This window comes from Martelella sp. FOR1707, from assembly GCF_053484265.1.
This window is the reverse complement of sequence record NZ_JBAKFP010000004.1, coordinates 34,133-46,820: the sequence shown is the minus strand read 5'-3', so window position 1 is coordinate 46,820 and position 12,688 is coordinate 34,133. Positions and strand designations below refer to the sequence as shown.

At 63.1% G+C, this 12,688-nt stretch carries 11 protein-coding genes and 1 riboswitch; of the genes, 7 read left to right on the top strand and 4 right to left on the bottom strand.

From position 1 onward, the window contains the following. Position 1 precedes the first annotated feature (1 nt). Entirely contained in the window at positions 2-1,144 is a 1,143-nt protein-coding gene (gene gcvT / locus V6765_RS11575) for a glycine cleavage system aminomethyltransferase GcvT (RefSeq protein ID WP_448428887.1), read from the bottom strand. A 163-nt stretch (positions 1,145-1,307) separates the two neighbouring features. Next, a riboswitch (glycine riboswitch) is annotated at positions 1,308-1,395 on the bottom strand. 139 nt (positions 1,396-1,534) lie between these two features. Between gcvT and V6765_RS11570 the strand changes: the two genes are divergently transcribed. Further along, a complete protein-coding gene (locus tag V6765_RS11570; RefSeq protein WP_230721924.1) occupies positions 1,535-1,981 on the top strand; it encodes a type II toxin-antitoxin system RatA family toxin in 447 nt (148 codons plus the stop codon). Here V6765_RS11570 and V6765_RS11565 read toward each other — a convergent pair. From V6765_RS11565 to V6765_RS11555, 3 genes are read right to left on the bottom strand one after another with little or no spacing between them, the layout of a single operon-like run. After that, positions 1,972-2,466: a CinA family protein gene (locus V6765_RS11565; protein WP_018063262.1), complete on the bottom strand. Its 495-nt coding sequence runs from the start codon at positions 2,464-2,466 to the stop codon at positions 1,972-1,974. The two genes, V6765_RS11570 and V6765_RS11565, sit on opposite strands and share 10 nt — an antisense overlap. Next, positions 2,463-3,674 carry a bifunctional 2-C-methyl-D-erythritol 4-phosphate cytidylyltransferase/2-C-methyl-D-erythritol 2,4-cyclodiphosphate synthase gene (locus tag V6765_RS11560; RefSeq protein WP_448428884.1) on the bottom strand — a complete coding sequence of 404 codons (1,212 nt, stop codon included), beginning with the start codon at positions 3,672-3,674 and terminating at the stop codon, positions 2,463-2,465. The genes V6765_RS11565 and V6765_RS11560 overlap by 4 nt, the downstream gene beginning before the upstream one ends. Further along, positions 3,661-3,843 carry a hypothetical protein gene (locus tag V6765_RS11555; RefSeq protein WP_448429879.1) on the bottom strand — a complete coding sequence of 61 codons (183 nt, stop codon included), beginning with the start codon at positions 3,841-3,843 and terminating at the stop codon, positions 3,661-3,663. The genes V6765_RS11560 and V6765_RS11555 overlap by 14 nt, the downstream gene beginning before the upstream one ends. Between V6765_RS11555 and dusB the strand changes: the two genes are divergently transcribed. The 6 genes from dusB (at position 3,820) to trkA (ending at position 12,678) form a co-directional block, all read left to right on the top strand. After that, positions 3,820-4,836 (top strand): tRNA dihydrouridine synthase DusB, encoded by a 1,017-nt coding sequence (gene dusB / locus V6765_RS11550; RefSeq protein WP_448428882.1) that lies wholly within the window; start codon positions 3,820-3,822, stop codon positions 4,834-4,836. The two genes, V6765_RS11555 and dusB, sit on opposite strands and share 24 nt — an antisense overlap. Then, positions 4,833-5,984 (top strand): two-component system sensor histidine kinase NtrB, encoded by a 1,152-nt coding sequence (locus tag V6765_RS11545; RefSeq protein WP_448428880.1) that lies wholly within the window; start codon positions 4,833-4,835, stop codon positions 5,982-5,984. The genes dusB and V6765_RS11545 overlap by 4 nt, the downstream gene beginning before the upstream one ends. Position 5,985: 1 nt before the next feature. Continuing rightward, on the top strand, positions 5,986-7,437 hold the full coding sequence (gene ntrC / locus V6765_RS11540) for a nitrogen regulation protein NR(I) (RefSeq protein WP_448428878.1): 1,452 nt from the start codon (positions 5,986-5,988) through the stop codon (positions 7,435-7,437). A 177-nt stretch (positions 7,438-7,614) separates the two neighbouring features. After that, a complete protein-coding gene (locus tag V6765_RS11535) occupies positions 7,615-9,891 on the top strand; it encodes an ATP-binding protein (protein WP_448428876.1) in 2,277 nt (758 codons plus the stop codon). Then, the gene (ntrX, locus tag V6765_RS11530; RefSeq protein WP_448428874.1) at positions 9,881-11,245 is read left to right on the top strand and encodes a nitrogen assimilation response regulator NtrX; all 1,365 of its coding nucleotides are present in this window, start codon (positions 9,881-9,883) and stop codon (positions 11,243-11,245) included. Before V6765_RS11535 ends, ntrX begins: the two co-directional genes overlap by 11 nt. A 56-nt stretch (positions 11,246-11,301) precedes the next feature. Then, a complete protein-coding gene (gene trkA / locus V6765_RS11525; protein WP_448428872.1) occupies positions 11,302-12,678 on the top strand; it encodes a Trk system potassium transporter TrkA in 1,377 nt (458 codons plus the stop codon). Positions 12,679-12,688: the final 10 nt, after the last annotated feature.

The window sequence follows — 12,688 nt, the reverse complement described above, 5'->3', positions numbered from 1 at the left end:
GTTAGCGCTTGTAGTTGGGTGTGACGAAAGGCATGTCGGCGATGGTGACGGGCAGATATTTGCCCCGCACCTCGGCGAAAATGGTGGTGCCGGTGGCGGCGTGTTCGGCGGACACATAGCCCATGGCGACAGGGCTTTCGGCGGAAGGGCCGAAGCCGCCGGAGGTGACGTGGCCGAGTTCGTGCTCGCCAGCGTCATCGGCAAAGAGCTTCGCCGGCGCGCGCACCGGGGCGCGGCCCTCGGGCTTCAGGCCGACGCGCTTGCGGCGCACGCCTTCCTCAAGCTGACGGAATATCCGCTCCTGGCCGGGAAAACCGCCGCCGCGAATGCCGCCCGGCCTGCGGGCCTTCTGGATGCCCCAGACGAGCGCGGCTTCGACCGGCGTGGTGGTTTCGTCGATGTCGTTGCCATAGAGGCAGAGCCCGGCCTCGAGCCTCAGCGAATCGCGCGCGCCAAGGCCGATCGCCTCGCAATCCTCATGCGCCAGCAGCGCGCGGGCGAGTTCCTCGGCCTTGTCGGCCGGCACGGAAATCTCGAACCCGTCCTCGCCGGTATAGCCGGAGCGGGAGATGACGACGGTGACGCCGAGAACTTCGCAGGCGCGCACATCCATGAACTTCATGTCGGTCACCGCCGGGCAGAGCGGCGCGAGCACATCCTCCGCCTTCGGGCCCTGCAGCGCCAGCAGCGCCTTTTCCTCGAAGAAGGCCTCGACATTGCAGAGGTCGGAAAGATGCGCCTTCATATGGGCGAGATCGGCATCCTTGCAGGCGGCGTTGACGATCACAAGCAGGTGGTCGCCGCGATTGGCGACCATCAGATCGTCTAGGAGGCCGCCGTCGTCATTTGTGAAGAAGGCGTAGCGCTGACGGCCGGCGTTCAGTCCGGCGATATCCACCGGCACCAGCTTTTCCAGCGCCAATGCCGCATCGGCGAGATTGCCAGAAATCGGCTTCAGCCAGACCTGTCCCATATGCGAGACATCGAAAAGGCCGGCCTTTTGCCGGGTATGGAGATGTTCCTTGAGAACGCCCATCGGATATTGCACCGGCATGTCGTAGCCGGCAAACGGCACCATGCGGGCGCCAAGCTCCAGATGAAGCGCGTGAAGCGGGGTCTGTTTCAACGGTTCTTGTGAGACCACGAGATTGCCTCCGGATTGCGTTCTTTCAGGAAAAACGCCGGCTCAAGGGTTGGCGTTCCAAAGAACGCCAAAGCGAATGAGCCCCCTCTGTCCCGTTTGCCTGAGATTATTATCCCTTCGGCCAGCCCCGGCGAAAAACCGTGACCTTGTCTCCAGAGTTCAGAACCTCGCGCTGGTCCTTTTGCCTGAGAGTTTCCGGGGCGGTTGCTCCTTCGGCACCACATGAACGTGGCTTCTCCCAGCGCGATACGACATGGATTATCCGGTATGCGGCGCAATTTGCAAGGGGGAAGCGTGTTGCGGTTGCGAAATCCACCGTCATACGCGAAATTGCGCACCGGCGATCCGTTGCACTTGCCATTTTCTTCCCGGCGCATTAGCTGAAACACCATGCCTGAGTTTAAGACAACCCGCCACGTCAGCCATTCCGCCGATCGCATGTTCGATCTGGTTGCCGACGTTGAACGCTATCCGGAATTCCTGCCGCTTTGCGAGGCGCTGACCGTGCGCTCATCGCGCGAGAAGGACGGCAAGACGCTGCTGATCGCCGACATGACGGTCGGCTACAAGGGCATACGCGAGAGCTTCACCACCCAGGTGCTGCTCAATCAGGCCGAGCGCAAGATCGATGTCAGCTATGTCGACGGGCCGTTCCGGTTTCTCGACAATCGCTGGCGGTTCGAGCCGGAAGGCGAGGGCGCCTGCGCCATCCAGTTCTACATTAACTACGAGTTCAAGAACCGGATTCTCGGCGCGATGATGGGCTCGATGTTCGAGCGCGCCTTCCGCAAGTTCTCCGAGGCCTTCGAGGCGCGGGCGGACGAAATCTACGCCTGAATCAGCCCCTCCAGCATGCCGAGCGCCGTCTGCACGGTGGCAAGCCTGATGCCGTGGCGGCCGATATCGCCGTAGCGGCTTTCGATATGGTGAAGGTGCCCCCTGCGATCGCGCGCGGCGAGATGGACGAGACCGACCGGCTTTTCCGGGCTGCCGCCAGACGGGCCAGCGATGCCGGTGACCGCGACCGCCAGATCAGCTCCGGAGCGCAACAGCGCGCCCGCCGACATCTGCAGCGCCGTCTCGCGCGAGACAGCGCCATGGGCCTCCAGCGTGCGGGCGCTGACGCCGAGCATCTCCATCTTTGCTTCGTTGGAATAGGTGATGTAGCCGCGATCGACCACGGCCGAGGAGCCGGCGATATCCGTCAGTGCGGCAACCACCAGTCCGCCGGTGCAGGATTCGGCGGTGGCGATGGTAAGGCCGGCGGCCTTGCAATGCTCGATCAGCGTGCGGGCGCGTTCGGCGATATCGGCGTCGATCATGTCACATTTCCATAATTCACGCTGGCCGTGGCGATCGCCGCGATCCCCTCGCGGCGGCCGACAAAGCCGATGGTCTCATTGGTCGTCGCCTTGACCGAGCAGCGCCCGAGATCGATGCCGAGGCAGGCCGCGATATTCTCGCGCATGGCAAGGCGGTGCGGGCCGATCTTCGGCGCTTCGGCGATCAGGGTAACGTCGGCATTGAGGATCACGCCGCCCTTGCCGCGCACGATCTTTGCCGCGTGGGCGAGAAAGATGTGCGAGGCCGCGCCCTTCCATTGCGGGTCGGATGGCGGAAAATGATCGCCGATATCGCCTTCCCCGCAGGTGGCGAGCAGGGCGTCCGTCAGCGCGTGGAAGGCGACGTCGGCATCCGAGTGGCCGGAAAGCGCCATGTCATGCGGTATCTTGACGCCGCAGAGCGTGACGCCGTCGCCGGGCACCAGTTGATGAACATCATAGCCATTGCCCGTGCGGATATCGGCGATCAGGGTGCGCGACAGCTTCTCGTCGGCCATGGCAATGTCTCTCCTGTAGGTCAGCTTCACATTGTCGGCGAGCCCGTCGACCAGTCGCACCGGAAGACCGGCCCATTCGGCGATCCCGGCATCATCGGTGAAATCGGTGCGGCCCTCGGCCGCCGCCTTGCGGTGGGCGTCGTAAATAACCGGAAAACTGAAGGCCTGCGGGGTCTGGGCGGCATAGAGGCCCGCGCGCGAGACGGTGTCGCCCACATTGCCGTCACTATCCGCCTTCTTCAGCGTATCGGCAACGGCCACGGCCGGAAGGACCGCATCGTGGCCGGCATTGAGCGCCTCGGATACCCGCTCAAGCAGCGCCGCATCGAAGAAGGGCCGCACCGCGTCATGGATCAGCACATGGCTGGGCGCACTCGCCGCGAGCGCCGCAAGGCCGCGCAGCACCGATTGCTGCCGTGTCACGCCGCCGTGGACGAAGCGGATGGCGTCGTGGTTCGCCAGGTGAGAAAGCGCATCGGCAAACAGGGCCTCGTCATCCGGGTGAATGACAACCACGATGCCGGCTGTCGCGCCGCCCCATGCGGCAAATTCGCGCAAGGTGTGGGCAATCACCGGCATGCCGCCGATCAGGCGATACTGTTTCGGTCCTTCCTCAGGCGCGCCGGCGCGTTCGCCGCGCCCGGCTGCAACCACGACAACCCCTGGATTGTAGCTTTCACCTGCTGCCATGTTCGGCTAGAACCTGCGTGTTGATTCCTGTTGGCCGGAACTTACCCGGATTGACCCAATTTTCCAGCATCTGCCTAAATTTTGTGAGGCGCCAGCGAAAACGCTTGGCAAGGAAAGGCGTCTTGTCTAAAAATAGGGCAAAGTGATGTGCTGCATGAAAGATAGCCATTTGCCTCACCGCAAACCATCAGATTCTTTTCGGATCGGCCCGATCGAGATCCGCAACCGCGTGATTCTGGCGCCGATGTCCGGCGTCACCGATCTGCCGTTTCGCGCGCTTGCCTGGCGGCACGGCGCGGGGCTGGTGGTGACGGAGATGATCGCAAGCCGCGAACTGACGTTCAACACCGCCGAAAGCTGGGTACGGCTGCGCGGTGCGGGGCTGAAGCCGCATATGGTGCAGCTTGCCGGACGCGATCCGCATTACATGGCGGAGGCGGCGCGGATCGCCGAGGCGAACGGGGCCGATATCATCGACATCAACATGGGATGCCCGGCCAAGAAGGTGGTCGGCGGCTATACCGGATCGGCGCTGATGCGCGAGCCGGAGAGGGCGCTTGAAATCATCGAGGCGACTGTGGGCGCGGTCAACGTGCCGGTCACGGTCAAGATGCGGCTCGGCTGGGACCATGACAGCATCAATGCGCCCTATCTCGCCAAGCGCGCCGAAGAAGCCGGAGTCCAGGCGATCACCGTCCACGGCCGCACCCGCATGCAGTTCTACAAGGGCGAGGCGGACTGGCAGGCGATCGAGCGCGTTGCCGAGGTCGTCTCCGTACCCTTCATCGCCAATGGCGATATCGAGAGCCGGGAAGATGCCGCATACCTGCTGTCGCGTCCCGGGATTACGGCGGTGATGGTCGGGCGATCCTGTCAGGGCCGCCCCTGGCATGCCGGCTATCTGGCGGGCCGGGCTGAGCCCGCGTTTCACGAGAAGGCGCGGATCGCGATCGAGCACTATCAGGCCATGATCGGCTTCTATGGGCGGGCCGTCGGCGTCCGTCATGCGCGCAAGCATCTCGGCTGGTACCTTGAGCGGCTTGCGCCCGGCGTCGGCGCGGAGGCGCGGTCTTCGATCATGACCGCCGACGACCCGGATTTCGCGACCACTCAGCTTGCCGCCATCTTCGAACACGCATCGCCCGAAAGGAAAGCGGCATGAATTCCGCCATCGGCAATGGCAGCCAGCGCCTCGGCGCGGAAGCCGTCGCTCTTCAGGTTCTGAACGCGATTCAAAATCCCGTCGTGCTGGTCGAGGAGGATGGCCGCATCTCCTATACCAACTGGGAGGCGGAGGTTTTCTTCGGGGCCAGCGCAGCACATCTGTCGCGCAAGACGCTGTCTGATTTCATTCCCTTCGACAGCCCGCTTCTGGCGCTGATCGCGCAAGTGCGCGAGCGTCGGGCACCTGTCAACGAGTACCGGGTGGACCTGTCGTCACCGCGGCTCGGGCAGGACAAGCTGGTGGATATCTATGTCGCGCCCGTGGGCGAGGAGGGGGCCGTAGTGCTCGTCTTCCAGGTCCGCTCCATGGCCGACAAGATCGACCGGCAGCTAGTGCATCGCGCGGCGGCCCGTTCGGTGACCGGGCTGGCCTCGATGCTCGCCCACGAGATCAAGAACCCGCTTTCCGGTATTCGCGGCGCGGCCCAGCTTCTGGAAACCAATGCCAGCGACGATGACCGGGCGCTGACCCGATTGATATGCGATGAATCGGACCGGATCGTCTCGCTGGTCGACCGGATGGAGGTGTTTTCCGACGAGCGGCCGATCGATCGAGTTCCGCTCAACATCCACTCCGTGCTCGATCATGTGAAGGCGGTGGCCAAGGCCGGCTTCGCCCGCAACATCAAGATCACCGAGGAATACGACCCGTCGCTGCCGCAGGTCTTCGCCAATCGCGACCAGATGGTTCAGGTGTTCCTCAATCTGATCAAAAACGCATCGGAAGCCGTGGGCGACAAGCCGGATGGCGAGATCATCCTGACGTCGGCCTACCGTCCCGGCATCCGCATGTCGGTCGCCGGCACAAGGGAGAAGATTTCTCTGCCGCTGGAATTCTGCGTGCAGGACAATGGCCCCGGCGTGCCGGCCGACCTGATGCCGCATCTGTTCGATCCGTTCATCACCACCAAGCCGAACGGCACCGGCCTCGGCCTTGCGCTGGTCGCCAAGATCATCGGCGGTCATGGCGGTATCATCGAGTGCGAGAACATGAACGGCCGCACCACCTTCCGCATTCTCATGCCGGTCTCGAAAGACGTATTGCCGCTGCCGCCGGAAATGGCCAGCCCGAATATGGATACATGACATGACAGCTACGATTCTTGTTGCCGATGACGACGCGGCGATCCGCACCGTGCTGAACCAGGCGCTGAGCCGGGCCGGTTATGATGTCCGCATCACCTCCAATGCCGCCACGCTGTGGCGCTGGGTCTCCGCCGGCGAGGGCGATCTGGTGCTGACCGACGTGGTGATGCCGGATGAAAACGCCTTCGACCTGTTGCCGCGCATCAAGAAATCGCGTCCCGAACTGCCTGTGATCGTCATGAGCGCGCAGAACACCTTCATGACGGCGGTGCGCGCATCGGAGAAGGGCGCCTATGACTATCTGCCAAAGCCTTTCGACCTGACCGAGCTGATCGCGATCGTCGGCCGCGCCCTGTCGGAGCCGAAGCGCAAGCCGGCCAAGCTTGGCGACGACATGCAGGACGGCATGCCGCTTGTCGGCCGCTCGGCGGCGATGCAGGAAATCTATCGCGTTCTGGCCCGCCTGATGCAGACCGACCTGACGCTGATGATCACCGGCGAATCCGGTACCGGCAAGGAGTTGGTGGCGCGCGCGCTGCATGATTACGGCAAGCGCCGCAATGGCCCGTTCGTGGCGATCAACATGGCGGCCATCCCGCGCGACCTGATCGAGTCGGAGCTTTTCGGTCACGAGAAGGGCGCCTTCACCGGCGCGCAGACGCGGTCTTCCGGCCGGTTCGAACAGGCCGAGGGCGGCACGCTGTTTCTCGATGAAATCGGCGACATGCCGATGGATGCGCAGACCAGGCTTCTGCGCGTGCTCCAGCAGGGCGAATACACCACCGTCGGCGGGCGTACGCCGATCCGCACCGATGTCCGGATCGTGGCCGCAACCAACAAGGACCTGAAACAGTCGATCAATCAGGGCCTGTTCCGCGAAGACCTGTACTACCGCCTCAACGTCGTGCCGCTGCGCCTGCCGCCGCTGCGCGAACGGGCGGAGGATATCGGCGATCTGGTGCGCCATTTCGTCAATGAGGGCGAGGTCGAGGGGCTCGGCGGCAAGCGCTTCGAGCAGCAGGCGCTGGACGCGATGAAGTCCTATGCCTGGCCGGGCAATGTCCGCGAACTGGAAAATCTCGTCCGCCGCCTGATGGCGCTTTACCCGCAGGAAGTCATCACCCGCGAGATCGTGGAACAGGAATTGCAGGCCGATCAGCCGGAAGCGCCCGCCGAGGGCGCAACGGTCAGGAACGGCATGCCGACCATCGCCCAGGCGGTGGAGGAGAACATGCGCACCTATTTCGCCGGCTTCGGCGACGGACTGCCTCCCTCCGGCCTTTACGAGCGCGTGCTCAACGAGGTCGAGTATCCGCTGATCCTGGCGGCGCTGACGGCCACGCGCGGCAACCAGATCCGCGCCGCTGACCTTCTCGGCCTCAACCGCAACACACTGCGCAAGAAGATCCGCGAGCTCGGCGTTTCGGTCTATCGCAGCTCCCGCAGTTCCTGACGATGCAAGTCGCCGGTTGCAGCTTTCCGTTGCATTTGTGCCACAATCTGTTGCATATCCTCCCCATAAGGGGAAAGCGCGAGTCGCTGTGACCGGCTGCGTTCACCCGCTCCATGGGCGGTGCATGATGATGGGCCGGCCCTGACAAGAAGGGCGATAATGACTGCAGAGGGCAGCATGGCGGAGACGCACTCCGTCCATCAGGAGGGGACCCACGAGGGCGCGCCTTATGGGCGCGGCGGCGCACGGGCTATTCTCAGATCGCCCGGCATGTTCGTTGTCAGCGGCGCTCTGATCACCGCCTTTCTTTCGCTATTCATCCTGCTTGGCCTGACGCCGATAAAGCCCACTGGCAAAGTGGTCATCGCGCTGGTGGCGACCAACTCGTTGTTCGTCATCGCCATGGCCTTCCTGATCGGGCGGGAAGTCAGCCACCTGCTGAAGGCCCGAAGACGCGGCCGGGCGGCGGCCCAGCTTCATATCCGCATCGTGGCGTTGTTTTCGATCGTGGCGATCACGCCCGCCATTCTGGTGGCGATCTTCGCGACATTGACGCTCAACGCCGGTCTCGACCGCTGGTTTGCGCTGAGAACCCAGTCCATCGTCCAGTCCTCGCTCAACGTGGCGCAGGCCTATATGATGGAGAATGCCAGCTACCTGCAGGGCCAGACGCTGTCCATGGGCAACGATCTGGAGCGCAATCGCTCGCTCTATCTGCTCGATCGGCGGGGCTTTTCCGACCTGATGGCGCGGCAGGCGCGCGGACGCGGCTTGCTCGGCGCCTCGCTGGTGCGCGCGGATGGCAGCGTCATCGTCGAGGCCGATCTCGGCGACGACAAGCCGCTGCCCGATATTCCGAAGGATGCGCTGGAGAAGGCCGCCGCCGGCACACCGACGCTGATCCCGCCGGGCGACACCAATCTGGTCGGCGCGATTATCGCACTCGAGGCGATCCCCGACAGCCTGCTCTACACCGTGCGCGCGGTCGATCCGACCGTGATGGGCGCGATGCGGATGATCGAGGACAATGTTTCCGAATACAGTTCGATGGAGGAGGGCCGGGTTTCGATTCAGGTCGCCTTCGCCGTGCTTTATCTCGGCTTCGCGCTGATCGTGCTGCTTGCCGCGATCTGGACGGGCATCGCGGTCGCCGACCGCATCGTGCTGCCGATCCGCATGCTGATCGGGGCCGCCGACCAGGTCGCCTCGGGCGACATGAAGGTTGCCGTGCCGGTGCGCTCGATCGACGGCGATGTCGGCAGGCTTTCCAGCACGTTCAACAAGATGGTTGCCGAAATCCGCGAACAGCAGCGCGAGATTCTGGTGGCCAAGGACGAGGTCGATGACCGCCGTCGGTTTATCGAGGCCGTGCTTTCCGGGGTGACCGCGGCGGTGATCGGCGTCGATGAAAACCGAATGGTGACGATCGTGAACGTCTCCGCAGGCGAGCTTCTGGCGGCACGTGACGACGAGTTGCTGGGCCGCAGGCTGGAGGAGATATCGCCCGAGATCGACCTGGTGATGACCGCCGCCATGCGGCGCAGCCGGCAGAATTTCCGTCAGCAGATCAATCTCGTCAGGAAGGGCAAGGAGCGCACGCTTTCCGTACAGGTCACGCGCGAGGATTCGCGTGACGGCTCGAACGCCTATGTCATCACGCTCGACGACATCACCGACCTGATCATCGCCCAGCGCTCCACCGCCTGGGCCGATGTTGCCCGCCGCATCGCCCACGAGATCAAGAACCCGCTGACGCCGATCCAGCTTTCGGCGGAACGGATCAAGCGCCGCTTCGGGCGGAAGATCGAGGACGAGGAAGATCGCAAAGTCTTCGATCAGTGTACTGATACAATCGTCCGTCAGGTCGGGGATATCGGCCGCATGGTGGACGAGTTCTCGTCCTTCGCGCGCATGCCGAAGCCGTCCAAGACGCAAGGCGACCTGCGCAACATCCTCTCAGACGCGATTTTCCTGCTGGAAATGGGTCGCACAGATGTGACCTTCATGCGCGATCTTGGCGATGAGCCTCTGACGGGACTGTTTGACGATCGCATGCTCGGTCAGGCCTTCGGAAACCTGATCAAGAACGCAGTGGAAGCCATTGAAGCGGTTCCGACAAATGAGTTCGATGGTGAACGCAAGATACTGGTGCGGGCATCCCATGACGAGAGCCGCGATCGCTACGTCATCGATTTCATCGACAACGGCAAGGGACTGCCGGTCGAAAATCGCCACATGATTCTCGAGCCATATATCACCATGCGCGAAAAGGGCACGGGGCTTGGCCTCGCGATCGTGCGCAAGATCATCGAGGAGCATGGCGGCAAACTCGAACTGCATGATGCGCCGCAGGATTTCGCCGGCGGGCGCGGGGCGATGATCTGCGTTGAACTGCCGCATATTCACGACGGCGAGCGCCAGGAAACGGACAAGGAGAAACAAGATGGCCTCTGACATTCTTGTCGTCGACGACGAAGCCGATATCCGCGATATCGTCTCGGGGATTCTCTCCGACGAGGGACACGAAACCAGGGTCGCACACGACAGCGACAGCGCGCTGGCGGCGATCGCCGACCGGGTTCCGCGTCTGATCTTCCTTGATATCTGGATGCAGGGAAGCCGTCTCGACGGGCTGGCGCTGCTGGAGGAAATCAAGTCGCGCTACGCCGATCTGCCGGTGGTCATGATCTCCGGCCATGGCAATATCGAAACCGCCGTTTCCTCCATCAAGCGCGGCGCCTTCGATTTCATCGAAAAGCCGTTCAAGGCCGACCGGCTGGTTCTGATCGCCGAACGCGCGCTGGAGAATTCGCGCCTGAAGAACGAGGTGCAGGAGCTCAAGCGCAAGAGCGGCGACCCGGAAGAACTCGTCGGCTCTTCGCTGCTGGTCTCGCAACTGCGCCAGATGGTGGACAAGGTCGGCCCCACCAACTCCCGCGTGATGATCTTCGGGCCCTCCGGCTCCGGCAAGGAGGTCGTGGCCCGGCTGATGCACAAGAAGAGCCTGCGCGCCGAGGGCCCGTTCGTGGCGCTGAACGCCGCGGCCATCACGCCTGAAAACATGGAGACAGAGCTTTTCGGGGTGGAAGCGGGCGGCGGACGGACTCGCAAGACCGGCGCGCTGGAACGCGCACATCGCGGCACGCTCTATTTGGACGAGATCGGCGAAATGCCGCTCGAAACCCAGAAGAAGATCCTGCGCGTACTGGTGGACCAGCAGTTCGAGCGGGTCGGCGGCAGCCGGCGGGTGGCGGTTGATGTCCGCATACTGTCTTCCACTGCGCTCGATCTTCAGGCGCGAATTCAGGAGGGACAGTTCCGGCAGGACCTGTTTCACAGGCTGGCGGTGGTGCCGGTGCGCATCCCGTCGCTTTCCGAGCGGCGCGAGGATATCCCTTTCCTCGTCGATTTCGTCATGCGCCAGCTTTGCGAGCAGGCCGGCATCCGCCAGCGCTCGATCGGCGATGACGCGATGGCGATATTGCAGGCTCATGACTGGCCGGGCAATATCAGGCAGCTTCGCAACAATCTCGAGCGGTTGCTGATCCTGTCGCGCGAAGAGGACGCGTCCGCGCCGATCTCCGCCGATCTGCTGCCGGCCGACCTTTCCGACGTTCTGCCGCAGATCCAGACTTCGGGCGACGCGCATATCATGACGCTGCCGTTGAGAGAGGCCCGAGAGCGTTTTGAACGCGATTACCTGATGGCGCAGATCAACCGCTTCGGCGGGAACATTTCGCGCACCGCCGAATTTGTCGGGATGGAGCGATCGGCGCTGCACCGCAAGCTGAAGTCGCTTGGCATTTAGGCCAAAACCGGGCAGATTGCGGCCAACTGAACATACCAAACCCCAGAGGGGTTCTTATGAAAATCATCATCTGCGGCGCCGGTCAGGTCGGTTTCGGCATCGCCGAACGGCTTTCCCAGGAATATAACGACGTCTCCGTTATCGATACGTCCGCCTCGCTCATCACCGCCATCACCGAACTGCTCGACGTGCGCGGCTATGTTGGCCATGGCGCCCATCCGGACATGCTGGCCAAGGCCGGCGCCGATCAGGCGGACATGATCATCGCCGTCACGCTGCATGACGAGATCAATATGGTGGCGTGCCAGGTGGCGCATTCGCTGTTCAACGTGCCGACCAAGATCGCTCGTATCCGCTCGCAAAGCTATCTGCATTCGCATTATTCGGACCTGTTTTCGCGCGATCACATGCCGATCGATGTTACCATCTCTCCCGAGGTCGAAGTCGGCAAGATGGTGCTGAGGCGCATTTCCTTCCCCGGCGCCACCGATATCGTGCGTTTCGCCGACGAGAAGATCGCGATGCTCGCCGTTGAATGCAATGACGACTGCCCCGTGCTGAACACGCCGCTCGTCCAGCTCAGCCAGCTTTTTCCGGACCTGAACGCGACGGTGACCGGAATCTATCGCCATGAAGAGGTGATCATTCCGCATTCCACCGACCAGATTCTCGCCGGCGACCTCGTCTATGTGGTGTGCGAGCATGAGCATATTCGGCGCACGCTGGCGCTGTTCGGCCATGAGGAGCAGGAGGCGCGGCGGATCGTGATCGCCGGCGGCGGCAATATCGGCTTCTTCGTCGCCAAGTCGATCGAGGATCTGCAGCCCAAGACCCGCATCAAGATGATCGAGCAGGACCGCGACAAGGCGGTCGCGGTCTCGGACGCGCTGCACCACGGCATCGTGATCCAGGGTTCGGCGCTCGACCAGAACATCATGGTACAGGCGGACGTACCCGACGCCCATCTGATGGTGGCGCTGACCAATAACGACCAGACCAATATCCTGTCCTCGGTGATTGCCAAGCAGCTTGGCTGCAAGTCCAATCTGGCGCTCCTGAACAATCCGTCGTTTCATGACGTCACCAAGTCGCTCGGCATCGATGCCTATATCAATCCGCGCGCGGTGACGATCTCGCGCGTGCTGCAGCATGTGCGCAAGGGCCGCATCCGCTCGGTCTATGCCGTGCAGAAGGGCGCCGCCGAGGTGATCGAGGCGGAGGCGCTTGCGACATCGCCGCTGGTCGGCACGCCGTTTCGCGACCTCGACCTGCCCGACGGCATCCGCATTGGCGCGATCTACCGGGGCGAGGAGGTCATCCGGCCGCATGGCGATCTCAAGATCAAGGCGCATGACCGGGTGATCCTGTTTGCGGCGGCTTCCGCGGTGCGGCACGTGGAGCAGCTCTTCCGGGTTTCGATCCAGTATTTCTGAGCGATCAGGC